General features: G+C 63.2%; 19 protein-coding genes. 13 read left to right on the forward strand and 6 right to left on the reverse strand.

What is annotated here, in order from left to right:
• Window positions 1-118 precede the first annotated feature (118 nt).
• Window positions 119-2,797 (reverse strand): alpha-ketoglutarate dehydrogenase, encoded by a 2,679-nt coding sequence (gene mdeB / locus ACODSV_RS27735; RefSeq protein ID WP_150095535.1) that lies wholly within the window; start codon window positions 2,795-2,797, stop codon window positions 119-121.
• Window positions 2,798-3,001: 204 nt separating this feature from the next.
• Between mdeB and ACODSV_RS27740 the strand changes: the two genes are divergently transcribed.
• The 3 genes from ACODSV_RS27740 to ACODSV_RS27750 all read left to right on the forward strand — a co-directional run bounded on the left by ACODSV_RS27740 (window position 3,002) and on the right by ACODSV_RS27750 (window position 6,326).
• Window positions 3,002-3,928, forward strand: a complete 927-nt coding sequence (locus ACODSV_RS27740) for a class I SAM-dependent methyltransferase (protein ID WP_150055020.1) — start codon at window positions 3,002-3,004, stop codon at window positions 3,926-3,928.
• Window positions 3,929-4,076: 148 nt separating this feature from the next.
• Window positions 4,077-4,793, forward strand: a complete 717-nt coding sequence (pcsA, locus tag ACODSV_RS27745; protein WP_024075186.1) for a phosphatidylcholine synthase — start codon at window positions 4,077-4,079, stop codon at window positions 4,791-4,793.
• A 753-nt stretch (window positions 4,794-5,546) separates the two neighbouring features.
• Entirely contained in the window at window positions 5,547-6,326 is a 780-nt protein-coding gene (locus ACODSV_RS27750; protein WP_041161192.1) for a TSUP family transporter, read from the forward strand.
• Here the strand turns inward: ACODSV_RS27750 and nudC are convergent.
• Both nudC and ACODSV_RS27760 read right to left on the reverse strand, forming a co-directional pair.
• Entirely contained in the window at window positions 6,294-7,127 is an 834-nt protein-coding gene (gene nudC / locus ACODSV_RS27755; protein ID WP_069075891.1) for an NAD(+) diphosphatase, read from the reverse strand. The genes ACODSV_RS27750 and nudC overlap by 33 nt on opposite strands.
• 5 nt (window positions 7,128-7,132) lie before the next feature.
• Complete coding sequence (locus ACODSV_RS27760) at window positions 7,133-7,945, reverse strand: crotonase/enoyl-CoA hydratase family protein (RefSeq protein WP_150055943.1); 813 nt, start codon at window positions 7,943-7,945, stop codon at window positions 7,133-7,135.
• Window positions 7,946-8,136: 191 nt separating this feature from the next.
• Between ACODSV_RS27760 and ACODSV_RS27765 the strand changes: the two genes are divergently transcribed.
• The 4 genes from ACODSV_RS27765 (at window position 8,137) to ACODSV_RS27780 (ending at window position 11,791) form a co-directional block, all read left to right on the forward strand.
• Window positions 8,137-9,426 carry a chloride channel protein gene (locus tag ACODSV_RS27765; RefSeq protein WP_150055944.1) on the forward strand — a complete coding sequence of 430 codons (1,290 nt, stop codon included), beginning with the start codon at window positions 8,137-8,139 and terminating at the stop codon, window positions 9,424-9,426.
• 40 nt (window positions 9,427-9,466) lie between these two features.
• Window positions 9,467-10,021, forward strand: a complete 555-nt coding sequence (locus ACODSV_RS27770) for a UPF0149 family protein (protein WP_024075181.1) — start codon at window positions 9,467-9,469, stop codon at window positions 10,019-10,021.
• Between the two features lie 91 nt (window positions 10,022-10,112).
• Window positions 10,113-11,369 carry a 3-phosphoshikimate 1-carboxyvinyltransferase gene (aroA, locus tag ACODSV_RS27775; RefSeq protein WP_150095342.1) on the forward strand — a complete coding sequence of 419 codons (1,257 nt, stop codon included), beginning with the start codon at window positions 10,113-10,115 and terminating at the stop codon, window positions 11,367-11,369.
• Between the two features lie 32 nt (window positions 11,370-11,401).
• Window positions 11,402-11,791, forward strand: coding sequence for a hypothetical protein (locus tag ACODSV_RS27780; protein WP_041161191.1), 390 nt, complete (start codon window positions 11,402-11,404; stop codon window positions 11,789-11,791).
• A 1-nt stretch (window position 11,792) separates the two neighbouring features.
• Here ACODSV_RS27780 and ACODSV_RS27785 read toward each other — a convergent pair whose 3' ends face one another.
• Window positions 11,793-12,392, reverse strand: coding sequence for an NAD(P)H-dependent oxidoreductase (locus ACODSV_RS27785; RefSeq protein WP_150055946.1), 600 nt, complete (start codon window positions 12,390-12,392; stop codon window positions 11,793-11,795).
• 72 nt (window positions 12,393-12,464) lie between these two features.
• On the opposite strand from ACODSV_RS27785, the gene ACODSV_RS27790 reads away from it, so the two are divergent.
• Window positions 12,465-13,058: a TetR/AcrR family transcriptional regulator gene (locus ACODSV_RS27790; protein WP_150055947.1), complete on the forward strand. Its 594-nt coding sequence runs from the start codon at window positions 12,465-12,467 to the stop codon at window positions 13,056-13,058.
• Window positions 13,059-13,231: 173 nt separating this feature from the next.
• On the opposite strand, the gene ACODSV_RS27795 is transcribed toward ACODSV_RS27790, so the two are convergent.
• A complete protein-coding gene (locus tag ACODSV_RS27795; RefSeq protein ID WP_150054755.1) occupies window positions 13,232-13,897 on the reverse strand; it encodes a GNAT family N-acetyltransferase in 666 nt (221 codons plus the stop codon).
• Between the two features lie 20 nt (window positions 13,898-13,917).
• A complete protein-coding gene (locus tag ACODSV_RS27800) occupies window positions 13,918-14,820 on the reverse strand; it encodes a LysR family transcriptional regulator (RefSeq protein WP_024075175.1) in 903 nt (300 codons plus the stop codon).
• A gap of 112 nt (window positions 14,821-14,932) precedes the next feature.
• Between ACODSV_RS27800 and ACODSV_RS27805 the strand changes: the two genes are divergently transcribed.
• The 5 genes from ACODSV_RS27805 (at window position 14,933) to ACODSV_RS27825 (ending at window position 20,517) form a co-directional block, all read left to right on the forward strand.
• Complete coding sequence (locus ACODSV_RS27805) at window positions 14,933-16,138, forward strand: MFS transporter (RefSeq protein ID WP_150054756.1); 1,206 nt, start codon at window positions 14,933-14,935, stop codon at window positions 16,136-16,138.
• Between the two features lie 46 nt (window positions 16,139-16,184).
• Window positions 16,185-16,895 (forward strand): FadR/GntR family transcriptional regulator, encoded by a 711-nt coding sequence (locus tag ACODSV_RS27810; RefSeq protein WP_024075173.1) that lies wholly within the window; start codon window positions 16,185-16,187, stop codon window positions 16,893-16,895.
• A 112-nt stretch (window positions 16,896-17,007) separates the two neighbouring features.
• The gene (lhgO, locus tag ACODSV_RS27815; protein WP_024075172.1) at window positions 17,008-18,201 is read left to right on the forward strand and encodes an L-2-hydroxyglutarate oxidase; all 1,194 of its coding nucleotides are present in this window, start codon (window positions 17,008-17,010) and stop codon (window positions 18,199-18,201) included.
• Window positions 18,202-18,258: 57 nt separating this feature from the next.
• Entirely contained in the window at window positions 18,259-19,584 is a 1,326-nt protein-coding gene (locus ACODSV_RS27820; RefSeq protein ID WP_024075171.1) for an MFS transporter, read from the forward strand.
• 81 nt (window positions 19,585-19,665) lie between these two features.
• Window positions 19,666-20,517, forward strand: a complete 852-nt coding sequence (locus tag ACODSV_RS27825; protein WP_150054757.1) for a CAP domain-containing protein — start codon at window positions 19,666-19,668, stop codon at window positions 20,515-20,517.
• Window positions 20,518-20,674 lie beyond the last annotated feature (157 nt).

Here is a 20,674-nt window from a genome sequence, read left to right on the forward strand (position 1 = left end):
GGGCTGCTTCGCAGCCCAACGCGGGGCAAGCCCGCTCGCCACAGCAAGCCCGCTCGCCACAACAGCCCGCTCGCCACAGGTGACTGTTTGCTCAGCCTTCCCACTTGCTCTGCGTTGTTCAAGAGGCCCAGGAAGCGACGCGCTCCGGCAGCAGGCCATACTGCTCAATCGCCCGCTGGCATACCCGCGGTTCCAGACTGCCCTGCTCTACCAACGCGGTCAGTGCAGCCAGCACAATGTGATGACGATCCACCTCAAAGAAATCGCGCAACGCCGCCCGTGTATCACTGCGTCCGAAACCATCGGTGCCGAGCACGGTGTAGCTGGAGTCCAGGTACGAACCGATCATCTGCGGCACCGCCCGCACGTAGTCAGATACCGCCACCACCGGCGCGCCGGTGGGCAAGCAGTCTGCCAGGTGACTGGTGCGTGCGACCTGCAGCGGATGCAGGCGATTCCAGCGTTCCACCTCGCGCGCCTCGCGGGCCAGTTCGCTGAAGCTGGTGACGCTGAACACTTCGCTCGCCACCTGCCAATCATCTGCCAGCAACTGCGCCGCCGCCTGGGCTTCGCGCAACAACGTGCCGGAGCCCAGCAGGCGTACTTGAGCGGCGCTGGCGCCTTCCAGGCGATACAAGCCCTTGATAATTGCGCCCTCCACGCCCTGGGGCAGAGTCGGTTGCGGGTAGTTTTCGTTCATCAGGGTCACGTAGTAGAACTCGTCTACGTCGTGTTCGAGCATCTGGCGCATGCCATGGTCGAGGATCACCGCAAACTCGCCGGCAAAGGCCGGATCGTAGGCGCGGCAATTGGGCACCGTGGCGGCGGTCAGGTGACTGCTGCCGTCCTGGTGCTGCAAGCCTTCACCGCCCAGGGTGGTACGCCCGGCGGTGGCGCCGAGCAGGAAGCCGCGGGCACGCTGGTCAGCGGCGGCCCAGATCAGGTCCCCCACACGCTGAAAGCCAAACATCGAGTAATAGATGTAGAAGGGCAACATGCGCAGGCCGTGAACAGAGTAGCTGGTGGCTGCCGCGACCCAGGAACTGATGGCACTGGCCTCGCTGATGCCCTCTTCGAGGATTTGCCCGTCGGTGGCTTCGCGGTAACTGAGGATCGAGCCAATGTCTTCCGGCTCGTAGCGCTGGCCGACGCTGGAATAGATACCAATCTGCTTGAACAGGTTGGCCATGCCGAAGGTCCGCGCCTCATCGGCAACGATGGGCACGATGCGCGGGCCGAGGGCCTTGTCCTTGAGCAGGTTGGTCAGCATGCGCACGAAGGCCATGGTGGTGGACATTTCCTTGCCGTCGGCGGCCGTGGCAAAACCGGCGTACCCCGTCACGGGAGGCACGGTAACCGGCGCGGCGAGCTGGCGGCGGCTGGGCACATAACCGCCCAGGGCCTGGCGCCGCTGGTGCAGGTAGCGCAGTTCAAGGCTGTCATCCGCCGGCTTGAAGAAACTCAGGGATTCGGCCTGCGCATCCGACAGGGGCAGTTGGAAGCGATTGCGAAAGGCGATCAGTGCTTCGCGATCGAGCTTCTTCTGTTGGTGGGTGGTCATCTTGCCCTGCCCGGCCTCGCCCATGCCGAAGCCCTTTTTGGTCTGGGCCAGGATCACCGTGGGCTTGCCCTTGACCCGACGCGCGGCGTGGTAGGCGGCGTGGATCTTGACCATGTCATGGCCGCCACGCTTGAGCCGGTCGATCTGTTCATCACTCATGCCCTCGACCAGAGCGGCCAGGGATGGGCTTTGGCCAAAAAAATGTTCGCGATTATAGGCCCCGTCCTTGGCCGCGAAGGTCTGGAATTGCCCGTCCACGGTGTGCGACAGGGTATCGACCAGCGCACCGTCGGCGTCGTTGGCGAGCAAGGCATCCCAGTCCGAGCCCCACACCAGCTTGATCACGTTCCAGCCCGCGCCACCGAACAAGGCCTCCAGTTCATCGATGATCCGCCCATTGCCGCGCACCGGGCCGTCGAGACGTTGCAGGTTGCAATTGACCACCCAGGTCAGGTTGTCGAGGCCTTCGCGGGCGGCCAGGGTCAGGGCCGACATGCTTTCCGGTTCGTCCATCTCGCCGTCGCCGAACACGCCCCACACATGGCGGTCGGTGGTGTCCTGCAAGCCGCGATGCTGCAGGTAGCGCATAAAGCGCGCCTGGAAAATCGAGCTGATCGGGCCAATGCCCATGGAACCGGTGGGAAATTGCCAGAAGTCCGGCATCAACCACGGATGAGGGTAACTGGAGAGCCCCCGCGCACCGGCCTTGGCCGCGCCGATTTCCTGGCGATAGTGAGCCAGGTCCTGTTCGCTCAGGCGCCCTTCAAGGAAAGCGCGCGCATAGATACCGGGAGCGGAATGAGGTTGATAGAACACCAGGTCGCCGCCAAACCCGTCGTTGCGTGCGCGGAAAAAGTGGTTGAAGCCCACTTCGAACAAATCCGCCGCACTGGCGTAGCTGGCGATATGGCCGCCGAGTTCGCCATAGGCCTGGTTGGCGCGCACGACCATGGCCAAGGCATTCCAGCGCACCAACGAGGCCAGGCGCTCCTCGGTGGCCAGGTCACCGGGAAATGCCGGCTGCTGGTCGACGCTGATGCTGTTGACATAGGGCGTGCCGTGGCGCGGTTTCCAATCGATGTGGGGGGCACGGCCTTCGCGGGCCAGCAGGTCAAGGATCTGCCGTGCACGCGCGGGGCCGGCGTTGGCCACCAGTGAGGCCAGGGCATCGCGCCATTCGCTCAGTTCTTCGTCGTCCACTGCGGTGTGATTCACTGCACTCGCGAAACCATTCATGGGCACCTCCGGGCTTTTTTCCAGTTTATGTCGGTGACGGAGGATTTTTTGCCTATTTTCAGGCGCTTCAGAGCGCATTTTGAGCATGAATCACTGCCAATCAGATTTTTCCCAGCACGTTGTGCTCCAGCGCCGTGTCCATCCCTCACAAAAAAACCGCAACTGTGTTTAAAATGCCGCCCGCTCAATGAATGACGCACAACGATGAACCCAGACGCACTCGCCACGCTGCATGCCCACCTGCTCACGGCCCTGGCCGATGCGCCCACGGAAACCCGCCGCCTGTTCCACGGCCGTGGCCGCTGCTGGCCGGGCCTGGAGCAACTGACGGTCGATTGGTTGCAAGGAGTGGTGCTGGTCGCGCTGTTCAAGGAACCGGAAACGGCGCAGCTGGATGCCTTGAAGCAGTGGTTGAGCACTTTCGAATGGGCGCGGTACGGCGTGCGCAGCGTCGCCTTGCAACACCGTTACCTGCCGCAAAGCACCACCGAATGGTTGTTCGGCGAAACCGTCGACGCGTTGACGATCACCGAAGGCGGCCTGCGCTATTTGATCGACCTGGGGAAAAAACAGAACAGCGGTCTGTTCCTCGATATGCGCTACGGTCGCAATTGGGTGCGTGAGCAGGCCAAGGGCCAGCGGGTACTCAACCTGTTCGCCTACACCTGCGGTTTCTCCGTGGCCGCCATCGAAGGCGGTGCCGAGCATGTGGTGAACCTGGACATGGCCCGTGGCGCCCTCAGCCGTGGCCGCGACAACCATCGGCTGAACGGTCATGACCTGGGCAAAGTGACCTTCCTCGGCCACGACCTGTTCAAGTCCTGGGCCAAGGTGACGAATAGCGGCCCCTACGACCTGGTGATCATCGACCCGCCGTCCTTCCAGAAAGGCAGCTTCCTGTTGACCAAGGACTACCAGCGTGTGCTGCGCCGCCTGCCGGACTTGCTCACGGCACAGGGCACGGTGCTGGCATGCATGAACGATCCGGCGTTCGGCGAAGACTTCCTGATCGACAGCGTCACGCGCGAAGCACCGGGCCTGCGCTTTATCGAACGGCTGCAAAACCCGCCGGAATTTCCGGATATCGACGCGCAAAGTGGCCTGAAGGCGCTGGTGTTCCGCCAGGGCTGATGCTGAATCGTCCTACGCTTGCTACGCTAGGCAATACACCGGGGCGGTGAACCTTATCCCCCCCTTCCCGGTCGATACCTGCATTCCCTGGCCAGACTCGACGGTGTCACACCGTCGGCTGCCCCGTTTCACCTTTGGAGAACCGCCCGTGATATCGACCCTGCATGTAGCCAGACTGAAAGCCTGGGGCGCCCACGGCTTTACCGCCACCGGTGTGGTATTGGCCTTCCTGGCCACCCTGGCGCTGCTGGAAAACTCACCCAAGGCTTGCCTGCTATGGCTGGGCCTGGCGCTGGTGGTCGATGGCGTGGATGGCTCGCTGGCTCGGCGGGTGAATGTCAGCACGGTACTGCCCAGCTTTGACGGTTCGGTGTTGGACCTGGTGATCGACTACCTGACCTACGTATTTATCCCGGCACTGTTTATCTATCGCTATATCGACCTGCCGGACTTCACCCACTTGTTCACGGTGTCGGTGATCCTGGTGTCGTCGTTGTTCTGCTTCTGCAACGTGAACATGAAGAGCAAGGACAACTACTTCGTCGGCTTCCCGGCCGCGTGGAATGTGGTTGCCCTCTGCGTGTATATCATCCAGCCAGACGCCTGGGTGACCTTGTTGACCGTGATCGGCCTGGCGCTGCTGACCGTGACGCCGATGAAGTTTTTGCATCCGTTCCGGGTCAAGCGTTTCATGCCGATCAACATCGCGGTGACCACGATCTGGTTGCTGTGCAGCTTTTTGATGGTGGTGGATTACCCCAATACCAACCCGTGGACATTCGGCTTGTGGTCGCTGATGTCGGCGTATTTCCTCGGGATTTGCATCTGGCGCACGGCGCTGGAGTGGCTGGGCACGCACAAATAGCCAAGCGGGCACGGTAAAACATGTGGGAGGAGGCTTGCCCCCGATGAGCATGGGTATCTACACAACTGTGTAGCAACCAACGCTAACCACGATGCGAAGCGAGCCGCTCTTGATCTTGCTTTAGATCTTGATCTTGATCTCAGGCGCCCCGTTAAACCACGCTGGCCGCAATTCGACAGTGATTTGGGGGGTAAACCGGCAGGGATGCCGGTTTAGCCGCCCCGCGCCATGGATGGCGCGTGGCGGCGGCCCCCCAAATCAATGTCGGATTGCGGGCACACCGAGCCTGGGCGAGGTGCCGAGTGGTGGGGCAAGAGCCCTTTTGGTTACTTTTGGCTGGGCCGGCATCCCGGGCTCTTTTCCAAAAGTGACCCGCTGTAAGAGCGGAACCCTAAGTTGCCGTTACCGCAGCAATGGATATGTACTTGATCCAATCCAAAAAAATGGTCGGCCCAGAGCCCGCCATCGGGGGCAAGCCCCCTCCCACATTTAGGTCGCGGTGCATCCGTTAGATAGCCGTCGCCCCCCGAGCAGTCACGGGAGCAAGCTCCCTCGCCACAGGTTCAGGGCCATGCCAAAGTTGTGTAGATACCCATGCCACGATGAGGGTGTGTCAGTCAGCTTATCTGTCACTGATACACCCTCATCGGGAAAGCCACCTCCCACATTTGGTTCTGCGTACCTCAGGCAGGTAAGATGGCGGCCCTTCGCACAGCGCTTTTGCTGCGCCCTGCCACCATTAAGCCCTGCCCAATGCCTTTCGAACTCAGCGTAGACCTCACCACCCTCGCCATTCTGGCCGTCGTGGCCTTTATCGCCGGCTTCATCGACGCCATCGCCGGCGGCGGTGGGTTGCTCACCACCCCGGCCCTGCTCACCGCGGGCATGCCGCCCCACCTGGTGTTGGGCACCAACAAGCTCAGTTCCACCTTCGGCTCGGCCACCGCCAGCTTCACCTTCTACCGGCGCAAGCTGTTCCACCCGCGCCAATGGGTGCACGCCATCGTCGGCACCTTGGTCGGCGCACTGGCCGGGGCCGTGGTCGCCCACTACCTGCCCGCCGAAACCCTGAACAAGATGCTGCCGGTCATTGTCTTTGGCTGTGGCCTGTACCTGTTATTCGGCGGCACACCCAAGGCTGCGCTGGATGCCGATGCACCGATCAAGAAGAAATGGCAAAGCACCCAAGGCTTTGGCCTGGGTTTCTATGATGGCGTAGCCGGGCCAGGTACGGGCGCGTTCTGGACCGTGAGCACAATGCTGCTACACCCCATCGACCTGGTGAAGGCCAGCGGCGTGGCGCGCAGCATGAACTTCGTCAGCAACGCGGCGGCGCTGTCGGTGTTTATCTTCAACGGCTCGGTGGATTGGATCGTCGGCCTGGCCATGGGCATCTCGGTGATGTGCGGCGCATTCTTTGGCGCACGCAGCGCAATCAGCGGCGGCGCCAAATTCATTCGCCCGGTGTTTATCACCGTGGTCCTTGGCCTGACTGTACGCCTAGCCTGGCAGCACTGGTTCAGCGTGGCCTAAGCGACGCGCGACGTACAGGTCGATCAGGTAGCGCGCAATCGAGCGTGACGCCGGCAACGGCGGCAGGTCGTGGATGTTGAACCACTGCGCGTCCTCGATTTCGTCAGCCTGGGGCACGATATCGCCGCCGGCGTACTCGGCATGGAAGCCCAGCATCATCGAGTGAGGGAACGGCCAGCACTGGCTGCCCATGTACTGGATGTTGCGCACCTCCACCTGCACTTCTTCGCGCACTTCACGGATCAAGCAGTCTTCGGCCGACTCACCCGGTTCGGCAAACCCCGCCAACGTGCTGTACACCCCAGGCACAAAGCGTGGCGAACGCGCCAGCAGGATCTCATCACCGCGTGTCACCAGCACGATCATGCTTGGCGAGATACGCGGGTAGCTGCGCAGGTCACAGGCCTCACAGAACATCGCTCGCTCACGGGGCACCTGGACCATGGCCTGCCCGCAACTCCCGCAGAACCGGTGTTCCCGGGCCCAGGTACCGATCTGCGCGGCATAGCCCAACACTTTGTAAAGCCGGTGATCACCTTGCAACATGAAGCCGCGCAGGCCCTGCCAGCTGCAGCCGGGGACCTCGCTGGCGGCGTTGAGCTCCAGCAGGTACACCGGCTCGCCGTCGAGGTGGCCGATACCGTGTTCGGCGAACACCGAAAGGTCTTGGCGCTTGAGCCATTCCCGTGGGAACAGCGGGCCGTTGGTGTCATGCAAAAAGCCGTCGCGGCTGCGGGCGACAGCCCAGCCGCCGGGGGTTTGGTTGTCCAGCAGCGTAGTGGTAATCCAGCCTGGGGTCATGTCAGTCAATCCACGAATTCGGGTTTCTGCTTGCTCATATGGGCCGCGATGGCCACGCGCAGGTCGTTGGATTGCAACATAGCCGAGTTCCAGGTGGCAACGTATTCCAGGCCGTCATTGACCGTATGGTCACGCATGTAGCTGATCATGGCCTTGGTACCGGTCACGGCGATCGGCGATTTGGCGGCGATTTCATGGGCGATTTCCAGGACGCCGGCCAACAGGCTTTGCTGGTCGGCATACACGCGATTGACCAGGCCGATACTGCGCGCTTCCTCGGCACCGAACGCGCGGCCGGTATAGGCCAGCTCACGCAGCATGCCGTCGCCGATAATGCGCGGCAGGCGTTGCAGGGTGCCGACGTCAGCGGCCATGCCGATGTCGATTTCCTTGATGGAGAATTGCGCATCCTGGGCGGCGTAACGCATGTCGCAGGCGCTGATCAGGTCGATGGCACCCCCAATGCAGTAACCCTGGATCGCCGCCAGCACCGGCTTGCGGCAGTTGTCGACGGCGTTGAACGAGGCTTGCAACTCAAGGATCTTGCGGCGCAGCAGGCGTGCGTTACGGCCCACGTCCTTGCCGAACGCATTGGCCACCGAGGCCAGCATCATCAGGTCGATACCGGACGAAAAATGCTTGCCGGCACCGCTGAGTACCACGGCGCGCACGGCGTCGGTGTCTTCCACCCATTGGAAGATATCGATGATCTCGGTCCAGAACGCCGCGTTCATCGCGTTGATCTTTTCCGGGCGGTTGATCTGCACATGGGCAACGTTACCGATGAGTTCGACGACGAAAGCTTGGTATTCGGACATGGCAGTGATCCCTGGCTGGCGATTGAGAAAGGCCAGACTATAACAAGGGTGCACAAGGGCGCATCGGCCAAAAACAGGACGGGTGAATGCCATTGAATGAGCTAGCGCAGGGTTGACGGCACGCCGATACATTTCATCCAGGCCCGACGGTTTATCGTCTATACACTCTGGGGCACTGTCTGGAGTCGTTTATGCCGTCCACGTTTCGCTCATCGTTGATTCTGGCCCTGGTGGTCGTGTTCACCGGCATTGGCGCCGGCCTGGGCGGGATGCTCCTGGCGCTGCTGCTGCATGGCATTCAACACCTGGCCTACGGCTACAGCCTCGACAGCCTGGTCGGGCATGAAACCTTTCTGCGGGGTGTCACTGCCGCGCCCCCCGAGCGGCGCTTGCAGGTATTGGTGGTGTGCGGCCTGGTCGCCGGCCTGGGTTGGTGGGCCGTGTATCGCTATGGTCGCCCGCTGGTGAGCATCAAGCAGGCGGTGTCACCCACGATGCCGATCATGCCGCCCAAGACCACCCTCGCCCACGCCCTGTTGCAGATCGTCACCGTGGCGCTGGGCTCGCCCCTGGGCCGTGAAGTGGCGCCGCGCGAGGTCGGCGCACTGGCCGGCAGTTGGTTGTCGCAACGCGCGCGGCTGACCCCGGATATGCACCGTTTGATCGTTGCCTGTGGCGCGGGCGCGGGCCTGGCGGCGGTGTACAACGTGCCGCTGGGCGGCGCGGTGTTTGTGCTGGAGGTGCTGGTGGGCGCGTTCAGTTGGCCCGCGGCGCTGATCGCCCTGACGACCTCGGCCATTGGTGCGGCCGTGGCCTGGATCGGGTTGGGAGCGGAGGCGCAGTACGTGGTGCCGCATTTTGTCCTGAGCCCGGCATTGATCGCCTGGGCCGTGGTCTGCGGGCCGCTGTTTGGCATGGCCGCCTACGGTTTCACGCGCCTGACCGGCGCCGCGCGGGCGAAGGCCGCGCGCGGCTGGCGCCTGCCGGTGCTGTGCTTGATTAATTTCACGCTCATCGGCGGCCTGGCGATGCTGCTACCGCAGATCCTCGGCAATGGCAAAGGCCCGGCGCAATTGGGCTTCGACAATGAACTGACGATCGGACTGGCCGCACTGTTGCTGCTGGTCAAGGTGCTGATCACCACCAGCAGCCTGCGCGCCGGAGCCGAGGGCGGGCTGTTGACGCCCGGCCTGGCCAACGGCGCGCTACTGGCGATTATCCTCGGCGGCGCCTGGAGCCTGGCGTGGCCGGGGGTCCCGTTGGGGGCTTTCGCGATCATCGGCGCGGCCGCTTTCCTGGCCGCCAGCATGAGCATGCCGCTGACAGCGATCGTGCTGGTGGCGGAATTCACCCGTATCGAGCATGACTTCCTGGTACCGATTATTCTCGCGGTGGTGGGTGCGGTCTGCGTGAGCAAGCTGTGCCAACGCTGGGAAAGTGCTGGAAAAAAGCCGGCCCAAGCGCCATCCTGCGCGCTTTAAGCCGCCCCATCAGCGGCGCTCGACGTTTAAGGACATGCCCATGCTCACCCAACCCCTCACCCCCGCCGATTTCGAATTTATCGAAGACACCCTGCTCCAGTACGGCGATGACCATTCGGTGCTGAACCTGGCTGAGCTCGACGGCTACTTCACGGCCTTGGTGTCCAGCCCGGCGCAGGTGGATATCGCCGAATGGTTCCCGGCGATCTGGGGTGGGCAAAACCCGGACTGGGAAAGCGCCGAGCAAGCCAAGCAGTTCCTCGAACTGTGCGTACGCCATATGAACGCCCTCGCCACACAGCTGGCCACCGATGCCCAGGGTTTCAAGGCGCGCTTCGATGACACCGAGCATCAGGGGCAAACCGTGACCCTCGCCGAAGAATGGTGCTTTGGTTATATCCGTGGTGCCGCGATCGGCAACTGGCCGGACCTGCCCGCTGAACAGGCCGCGAACCTGGAGAAAATCTCCTGGTGCGCCGAACAGGACAACTTCGAGTTGCCGGCCGACCTCGATGTACAGGCCCATCAGCAGCGCGCCAGCGCAATCGAACCGGCCGCCCGGGCGCTGCACGATTACTGGCTCGCCCAGCGCTAAGCCTCGACAAGCGTGGCGTCTATGCCCGATTATTCGGGTCCGCCCGTCGGCCACTCCGTACCACCTTGCCTTGAATCAGGAGCCTTGTACCTTGAGTTCGCAGAAAACCGTGACCGTTACACCGCCCAATTTCCCCCTCACTGGCAAGGTCGCGCCCCCCGGCTCCAAATCCATTACCAACCGCGCCCTGCTGCTGGCGGCCCTGGCCACCGGCACCAGTCGCCTGAGCGGCGCACTGAAGAGTGATGACACCCGGCACATGTCGGTGGCCCTGCGCCAAATGGGCGTGATCATCGATGAGCCGGACGACACCACCTTCGTGGTCACCGGTTCAGGCAAGCTGCAATTGCCGGCGCAACCGCTGTTCCTCGGCAACGCCGGCACCGCCATGCGCTTCCTCACCGCCGCCGTGGCCACCGTGCAAGGCACCGTGGTGCTGGACGGCGACGACTACATGCAAAAACGCCCGATCGGCCCGCTGCTGGCGACCCTGCGTGAGAACGGCATCCAGGTCGAGAGCCCGACCGGCTGCCCCCCGGTGACCGTGCACGGCGTCGGCAAGGTCCAGGCCAAGCGCTTCGAGATCGATGGCGGCTTGTCCAGCCAGTACGTCTCGGCCCTGCTGATGCTCGCAGCCTGCGGCGAAGCGCCGATTGAAGTGGCGCTGACCGGCAAGGATATCGGCGCCCGTGGGTATGTGGACCTGACCCTGGACTGCATGCGTGCGTTCGGCGCGCAGGTCGAGGTGGTCGACGACACGACCTGGCGCGTGGCCCCCACCGGCTACACCGCCCATGACTACCTGATCGAGCCCGACGCTTCCGCCGCCACGTACCTGTGGGCTGCCGAAGTGTTGACCGGCGGCCGCATCGACATCGGCGTGGCCGCGCAGGACTTCACCCAGCCGGACGCCAAAGCCCAGGCCGTAATTGCCCAGTTCCCGCACATGCAGGCCACGGTGGTCGGTTCGCAGATGCAGGATGCGATCCCCACCCTGGCCGTGCTGGCCGCGTTCAACAACACCCCGGTACGCTTCACCGAACTGGCCAACCTGCGGGTCAAGGAATGTGATCGGGTGCAGGCGCTGCATGACGGCCTGAACGAGATTCGTCCGGGCCTGGCGAGCATTGAAGGCGACGATTTGCTGGTCGCCGCCGACCCGGCGTTGGCCGGCACGTCGTGCAACGCCCTGATCGACACCCACGCCGACCATCGCATTGCCATGTGCTTTGCCCTCGCCGGGCTGAAGGTCTCGGGCATCAGGATTCAAGACCCGGACTGCGTGGCCAAGACCTATCCTGAATACTGGAAGGCCTTGGGCAGCCTCGGTGTGACGCTGACTTACTGAGGAAAACGCGTCGGAATGGGGAGGGAATGAACATGACGATTCGCCAACCCTGCCCACCCGGCGCCTGCGTCTGCGATCGCGAACAATTGCTGCAAGCCCCCGGCGCCGACCTGCGCATTCTCAGCCTGACCCGCCAGGAAGAAAAACGCCTGCTCGAACGCCTTGAAAACCTGCAGAACCTGCAAGACCTGGAACGTATGCAGCAGCGGATGTACGAACTGTTGGGCATTCGCGTGCACATCGCGCCGGGGCACACCGAGGTCAAGAGCATGCGCGGGATTCAGATCGTGATCGACGAACTGCCCGGCATGTGCCGCAAGACCCGACAATCGATCCCGGCGGCGATTCGTCGGGGCCTGGAGAAAAACCCGGAAATTGCCTACCGCCTGCTGGACGCCCACGATCTGTTTCGCGAAGGTTGAATCAACCGGTAACCGTCTCGGCCTCGAACAGTCTCTGCCCCACCGCCTTGGCCGTTTGCAGATGCGCGGTCGCCGCGCCATCTTCCGACTCCAGCAACAGCTCCGACGTCACCACCTGGGCCCCGCAGTAATCAAAGATCCCGTAGTCGATTTGCGTGCGCATCGCCTTGGCATAGCCATGTCGATCAAAGGCGCTTTCATCGGCGGCGCCCAGGGCCAGCAGGTGCACACGCAAGTGGCGCAGCTTTTTCACCACGGGCGTGGCGGGGCCGTAGTCGATTGCCCAGCCGTTGACGAAAACGCGGTCGACCCAGCCCTTGAGCAACGCCGGCATGGACCACCAGTAGATTGGGAACGCTATCACCAGCGCATCGGCATGGTCGATGCGCGCTTGTTCGGCCAATACGTCGGCCGGCGGCGTAGCGCGGATACGGTGCACCAGGTGATCGGCGGCGGCGTAGCGCGGGTTGAAGCCTTCGGCTGCGAGGTCGGCGATTTCGAAGCTGTGGCCCGCCGCAGTCAGCCCGGCAGCCACCTGCGCGGCCACGGCGTGGGTGAGCGATTGTGGGTCGTGATGGGCAACGACGATGAGTGCGTGCATGACTTTGACTCCCTTTCGGTTTAATCTACTTTTAGTAAGTTAACGCGGATAAGTTACTTTTGGTATATAAGCATGTCAAGCCCTGAATCCCCTGCCCCACGTCGTCGCCTGTCCCGTGAAGATCGCCTGCGCCAATTATTGGATGTGGCCTGGCAACTGGTGCGCGAGGAAGGCACCGAAGCGCTGACCCTGGGCCGCCTGGCGGAACTGGCGGGCGTGACCAAGCCGGTGGTCTACGACCATTTCGTCACCCGCGCCGGGTTGCTCGCCGCGCTGTATGAAGACTTCGACGGGCGTCAGACCCAGGTGTTTGCCGAGGCCCTCGACGCCAGCAGCGCGACCTTGGAAGAGCGCGCAGGGGTGATTGCCTCGTGCTATGTCGATTGCGTGTTATTGCAGGGCCGGGAAATTCCGGGGGTGATTGCGGCACTGAGCAGCTCGCCGGAGCTGGAAGCGCTCAAGCGCAAATACGAGGCGATCTTTCTCGACAAATGCCGCGCCGCGCTGGCGCCCTTTGGCCAGGTATCACAGGCAGGATTGCGGGCGATGCTGGGTGCCGCGGAAGCGTTGTCCCACGCAGCCGCCAGTGGCGAAATCAGCCGTGAAGAGGCGCAACAGGAGTTGCTGGCGACGATTCTGGCGATGGTCAATCGCTCACGGAGCTGAAGACTGGACGGGCTTGTTGTTGTGGCGAGCGGGCTTCTGTGGCGAGCGGGCTTGCCCCGCGTTGGGCTGCGTAGCGGCCCCAAAAAAGCGGGAGCGCTGCGCACTCCAACGCGGGGCAAGCCCGCTCGCCACAGAAGCCAGCTCGCCACAAAAAAAAGCCAACCCGGCCCGGGCTAGCGCCCCGCAACAAACAACTGGGCCTTGCGCGCCAGTTGATCCAGGTGCCGATCGCGCTGTTTCTCGGCATCCACCATCGCGCGCTTGCCGTGCTTTTGCAGCAGGTAGGTATGGATCTGCCGCACCTCCAGCGAGCTGTAGATAGACGCTACATCCAGCACGCCCATCAGCCCATCGCTGGCGTAGCCGCGGGTGTTCATCAGCACCTGGGTGTCACGCGCGGCTCGCACTTGAAAACCCATGGCTTCGAACACCGGTACCTTTTCCACCGCACATGCCAGTTCGGCATGGGGATAGCGCGCCAGCACGTCCTGAAGCATTCCGCGCGCCACGCCCTGGCGCCGAAAACCGGCTTGCACCGCCATGAACGCGATACCACACGCTTGAGGGTCATCTTTCATCGGTAAGTACAGGCAAAAGCCAATCACCTGTTCGTCTTCCATCGCCACGACCAGCTCGACCGCAATCCCCTTCGATCCACCCAACGCCTCAAGGTACAGGTGCACCTCAAAGCCAATGGCGTACTGGTAGATGGTGTAGAGCAGGTTGCTCGGCGGCAGTGCCACACTGCTGATGTCGGTGAGGTTGTCCACCACCATCTGCAGGATCTGGCTGTTGATCGGCTCGGGGCACGGCGCGGTGTAGCGGGTAAGGCTGAACATGCAAATTCCTGGGTTTCACGTCAAGGCAGCGCGGATTGTACCTGCTGGGCACACACCTCGCGCAAACAGCTGCGCAACCAGCGATGGGCCAGGTCGGCGTCCAGGCGGGGGTGCCAGAGCATCGCGACAGTGAACGTCGGCAGCGCCAGTGGCAGTGGGAAACAGAACAGGTCGCGCCGGTCGGCGGTGTAGCGCTCGGGAACGGCGGCGATCAGGTCGGTGCTGCGGGCCAGGGCAATCGCGGTGGAAAAACCGGCGACGATGCTGGTGATCTGCCGAGCCAGGCCCAGCGCTTCGAGGGCATCGTCGATCTGGCCGCGCGCCTGGCCGCGCCGGGACACATACACATGGCGGCCCTGGGCAAAACGTGCGGCGCTGACGTCGCCCTGACTGAGGGCATGACCGCTGCGCACCACGCCGATCAGGCGATCGCGAAACAGCGCCTGGGTCAGCACTTCGGGGCTGGCGGTGGGGTCGACCACACCGGTTTCCAGGTCGACGCTGCCTTCACGCAGCAAGAGGTTGTCTTTATCGGTCTTGTTGACGAAGCGCAGGCGCACACCCGGGGCTTGCTGATCGAGACGGGCCAGCAGCGCCGGGCCAAAGCTTTCAACAAACTCCTCGCTGGTGCGCAAGGTAAACGTACGTGTCACCTGGCCCATGTCCAGGGATTGCACGGGGCGCAACACGGCCTGGGCGTCCTGCACCAGGCGGCCGACCTGTTCACGCAACTCCAGCGCCCGTGGCGTCGGTACCAGGCTTCGGCCCGCGCGGACCAGCAACGGGTCGCCCGTGGTTTGCCGCAGGCGCGCCAAGGCGCGGCTCATGGCCGAAGGGCTCAGGCCCAGGCGCTGGGCCGCGCGGGCGACGCTGCCTTCGGCCAGCAGCACATCCAGGGTGACCAGCAAGTTGAGGTCGGGCATCAGCGCTCCTATCAGGCGTTTGACGCAGGTATTCAGTGCAACTCATGCGCCTTCCGCCATGTTAGGCCACGCCGTAGATTTGTGACAGTTGCGTTCATTCAAGGAATCTCCCATGCACACTTCCTCACGTGGCGGTCTTGCCAGCCTGTCCCTGTCCATGTTGCTCGCGTCCCTTGGCACCAGCATTGCCAATGTCGGCCTGCCGCGCCTGGCGCAAACGTTCGATGCATCATTCCATGCCGTGCAATGGGTGGTGCTGGCCTACCTGATGGCGATCACCGCGGTGATTGTCAGCGCCGGGCGCCTGGGCGATCGCCTGGGCCGCAAGCGGTTGTTGCTCGCCGGGTTATTGTTGTTTGCGCTCGCCTGCGGGTTATGCGGTGTCGCGCCCGGCCTGCATGGGTTGATTGCCGCGCGGGTCGCGCAGGGGCTGGGCGCGGCGATCATGATGGCGATGACCCTGGGCCTGGTCGGCGATACGGTGCCCGCGGAACGCACCGGACGCGCGATGGGCTTGCTCGGCACGATGTCGGCGGTGGGCACGGCCATGGGCCCCAGCGTTGGCGGCATGTTGCTCAGCGTGTGGGGCTGGCAGGCCCTGTTCCTGGTGGGTGCGCCCCTGGGGTTACTGGCGGCCGCCCTCGCCTGGCGCTACTTGCCGGCTGATCAGCAACGGGCGCGCCCAGCCGCCAGCGCAGGGTCGTCATTGAAAGCCGGGGCGTTGTGTGCCGGCCTGGCGATGAGTGCATTGGTCGCCGCGGTGATCATGGCGACCTTTGTGGTCGGCCCTTTTTACCTGTCCCTTGGCCTGGGGCTGCCCCCTGAGTGGATGGGCCTGGCCATGGCCGTCGGCCCCTGTGTCGCAGCGCTCACCGGTGTACCGGCAGGCCAACTCACCGACCGCCTGGGCAGCCAGCGCATGACGCTCGCGGGGCTGGGCACTCTGCTCGGTGGCGCCCTGCTGCTGTCACTGGCGTCGGGACTGGTCGCCTACCTGGGCTCACTGGTGATTTTGACGGCGGGCTACAGCCTGTTCCAGGCCGCCAACAACACCGCAGTGATGAGCGGTGTGGAAAGCGCGCGCCGCGGTACGGTCTCGGGCCTGCTCAACCTGTCACGAAACCTCGGGCTGATCTTCGGTGCCTCGGCCCTGGGCGCGGTATTCGCGTGGGCGACCCCCGACGTCCTCCATGCGACTGCGCAATCGGTGACGGAGGGCCTGCATGCCACCTTTTTCGTCGCCGCCGGCCTCATGCTGCTGGCCTGTGCGATTGCAAGGTGGCGCGGTGTCGACCGCACTCACCTGTTGACAAGATAAAATCGTAACGACTATTGTCTGACAACCTGACTACCAAGGTTGTCCCATGCTTGAGCTCCAGCGCCCCGATTCGCTTGTCGTACGGGTTGTCAGCGCCATCCGCGCAGAAATCGATTCCGGCCAATTGCCGCCCGAATCGCGCTTGCCCACCGAACAGCAATTGGCGGAGCAACTCAACGTCAGCCGCTCGGTGGTGCGCGAGGCTATCGCCCAGCTCAAGGCCGACGGCGTCATCACCGCACGTCGCGGGCTAGGCTCGTTCATTTCGCAAACCCCGGCCGGCACGGTGTTCCGTTTTCCGCAGCCGAATGGCCGTCTTCCCGACCTGGCGCAGATGTTCGAGGTGCGCCTGTGGATCGAGACCCAGGCCGCCGCAATTGCCGCCCGGCGCCGCGACGACGCCGACCTGCAACGCATGCAACGCGCCTTGCAGGCCATGCAGGAGCATCGCGACAACTTCGAAGCCGCCGCCCTGGCCGATGTGGAATTCCACCGCGCCATCGCCGACGCCAGCAAGAATGACTACTTCGTGGCCTTCCATGACTTTTTGCGCAGCCAGTTGGCCAGCGCACGCAAGACTGCCTGGGAAAACTCGGCCTCGCGTTTTGTCACCGGCTCCGCGGATGCGACCCAGGAACACCAGTTGCTCTATCAAGCCATTGCCGACGGTGACGCTCAACGCGCCGCCGCCAGTGCCGAGGCCCACCTGCGCGCTGCGGCCGGGCGCCTGAGCCTGGAATTGCCCACCACCAACTGACCGATTCCACCCCGTTTATAGCGTGTCCTCGACACGCCATTTTTTTAACAAAAACATTAGTCTGACAACCTGATAAGCAGACTGAAATGTGCACTGTGAGGTCCCCCACGCAATGATTCACGACTTTTGCATCATCGGCGGCGGCATCGTCGGCCTGGCCACGGCAATGGAGCTGCTCAAGCGCCAGCCCGGCGCGTCTTTGGTGATCCTGGAAAAAGAGCCCGTGCTGGCCAAACACCAGACCGGCCATAACAGCGGCGTGATCCACGCAGGCATTTACTACGCGCCAGGCAGCCTCAAGGCTGACCTGTGCAAGCGCGGCGCCGAAGCCACCAAACAGTTCTGCACCGAACACGGGATCAAGTTCGAGGTATGCGGCAAGCTGCTGGTGGCGTCCAGCCCGTTGGAAATGCAGCGGATGGAAGCCTTGTATGCCCGCGCCCAACTCAATGGCATGAAGGTCGAGCGCCTGGACGCGGACCAGTTGCGCCAACGCGAACCGAACATCGTCGGCCTGGGGGGGCTGTTTCTTGACGCCACCGGCATCGTCGATTACCGCCAGGTATGCGAGACCATGGCCCAGGTCATCCGCCGCAGCGGGGGGGAGATCTGCCTGGAGCGCACCGTGACGGCCATCCACGAGGACAGCGACAAAGTCACCGTCAGCACCCGCGGCGAAACCTGGCAAGCACGCCATCTGGTGGTGTGCGCAGGCTTGCAGTCAGACCGCCTGGCGCGCCTGGCCGGGGTCAGGATCGACCACCAGATCATCCCGTTTCGCGGCGAATACTTTCGTCTGCCGGCGGCGAAAAACAACATCGTCAACCACCTGATCTACCCGATTCCCGACCCGGAGCTGCCGTTCCTCGGTGTGCACCTGACGCGCATGATCGACGGCAGTGTGACCGTCGGCCCCAATGCGGTGCTGGGCCTGGGCCGTGAGAACTACCGCAAGTTCTCGGTGAACTGGCGTGACGTGGCGCAGTACGCCAGCTTCCCCGGTTTCTGGAAAACCCTCTGGCAAAACCTCGGTTCAGGCACCGCCGAGATGAAGAATTCCTTGTTCAAGTCCGGCTACCTGGAGCAGTGCCGCAAGTACTGCCCATCGCTGACCCTCGACGACCTGCTGCCCTACGAGGCCGGCATCCGCGCCCAGGCAGTGATGCGCGACGGCAGCCTGGTGCACGACTTCCTGTTCGCCCAGACCCCACGAATGCTCCACGTCTGCAACGCGCCCTCGCCGGCCGCCACGTCAGCCATGCCAATCGGCGCCATGATCGCCGACCGCCTGTTCAAGCCCGAGTAACCCCTGCAATACACGTCCATTTGACAATAACTACAAAGACCCAGAAGGAAGTCCAGCATGACGGCATCTGCCTCCATCCCCGGCACCGAAACGCCCGCACAAACCCGCAAGCGCCTGCGCAAAGTCGCCGCCGCCACCATCTTTGGCTCGATGCTGGAGTGGTACGACTTTTACCTATACGCCACCATGGCGGCGATTGTGTTCTCGAAGATCTTCTTCGATAACAGCGACCCTAAAGCCGCCGCGCTGATGGCCTTCTCCACCTTTGCCATCGGCTTCATCGCTCGCCCGTTTGGCGGCATCCTGTTTGGCTACCTGGGCGACAAGTTCGGCCGCAAGCAAGTGCTGGTGCTGACCTTCTGCCTGATGGGCGTGTGCACCACGCTGATCGGCCTGATTCCCAGCTATGCCTCCATCGGCATCTGGGCGCCGATCGTGCTGGTGTTTATCCGCATCATCCAGGGCCTGGGCGCAGGCGCCGAGCTGTCAGGGGCGGCGGTCACCTCCTATGAACACGCGGCGCAGGGTAAACGCGGCAGCCAGGGCGCCTGGCCGGCCCTGGGCCTGAACCTCGGTTTGTTGCTGTCGTCGCTCACCGTGTACCTGCTGACGATCAACGGCAACGAGTTCCTGTTGGCCGGCGGTTGGCGCATTCCGTTCATCTGCAGCATCGTCCTGGTGGGTGTGGGCCTGTGGGTGCGTAACAGCATTCCAGAAACCCCGCAGTTCAAGGAACTGAGCCAGGAAGCGAACAAGGCCAAGGCGTCGCCTCTCAAAGCCTTGTTCAAGAACGACCTGAAAGGCCTGGCCGTGGTGTTTTTCGTGGCCATTGGCTACAACGCCCTGAGCTACATCTTCAAGACCTTCTCCCTGGCGTACCTGACCCAGTTCAAGGGCGTGGATGTCCACGTCACCTCGCTGTCGGTGACCATTGCCAGCCTGATTGCCATCGTCGCCGTGCCCTGCTTCGGCTGGCTGTGCGACAAGTGGAGCAGCAAGACCGTGCTGATACTGGGCGGGTTGCTCTCGCTGCTGTTCGCCTACCCGTTCCTGGCCCTGCTCAACACGGGTGAAAACCTGATGATCTACATCGCCATCGGCGTCGGTACCGGCCTCCTCGCGCCCATGATGTTTGCACCTCAGGGCTCGTTCCTGAGCCGACAGTTCCCCACCCAGACCCGCTCTTCGGGTTTCGGTACCGGGCGCGAAATCGGCACCGCCATCGCGGGCGGCCTGGCCCCGCTGGGCGCACTGTCGATGGTGGCAGCATCAGCGACCCACTCCACCGATGGCGTGGTGATTATCCTCGCCATTTCCGCGCTGCTGGTGGTGGTGTTTGCCTTGTGCGACCAGGGTCGTAAACACTCGGCATTCAAAAACTGAGGAAAAAAGTTCGGACCAACGGGTGCATGGACGCCCCCACATCGCGCATCATGGGCACTTTCAAGTTCAAGGGTAACGTCCATGCGCGTTCTGTCATTGATGATGGGTCTTACGACGCTGGCCGCCAGTGTAGTGTTCTGCGCCAGTGCGATGGCGAATGAAGAAAATCAGTTGGTACAACAGATCAACGCGTACCGCAGCCAGGTGCAACGCTGCGGTGACCAGGGTTCCCAGGAACTGCCGCCGTTGGCCAACGATACGCGGCTGGTGTTGCCCGCCAGCAATGTCGGCGACCTGCAACAGGCGTTGGCGCGGGCGGCGTACCCGATGGTGAATGTGCAAGCCATCAGCCTGTCCGGCCCCAAGGATGCCCAGGCGGCCATGAAGGCCGTGCGTGAAAGCTTCTGCCGCGTGGTCCTGGACCCGCAGTTCGTCGACATCGGCGTGAGCAACAACGGCCAGGATTGGCGCATCGTACTCGCCCGCCCCCTGCTGTCCAGCGGCCGGGGCGATTGGCAGACCGAGGGCAAGCAACTGCTGAACCTGATCAACGCCGCCCGTGAACAACCGCGCCAGTGTGGCACCCAGGCCTTTAACGCGACCACCCCGTTGTCGTGGAACGCCAACCTCGCCGATGCGGCCAACAGCCATGCACGCAACATGGCCAACGGCAATTTCTTCGATCACCTCGACCCTGACGGCCGCACCCCAGGCGACCGCGCCGAACTGGCCGGGTATATCGCGAAGAACATCGGGGAAAACATCGCCGCCGGCCTCGACACGCCGCGCAAGGTGGTGGATGGCTGGCTCGCCAGCCCCGGCCATTGCGCCAACCTGATGAACCCGCAGTTTCGCGAACTGGGCGCCGCCTATGCGATGGATCCGAAGAGCGATGCCGGGATTTACTGGACCGGTTTATTCGGCTCGCAATAAGGTTTGGGCAACGGCCCCCGCCGACGCTCGTGCCGCGTTCAAACAGGGGCAGCATCAAATCGCCATCTAAGGGATACTTGCGCTGAACTGGCGGCGATTAACCGGGTCAGTAGCTTGGCGCCTGTCACGTTCGGGCGCGCTATAAGACTCTGGCAGA

Source organism: Pseudomonas sp. FG86 (genome assembly GCF_057808775.1).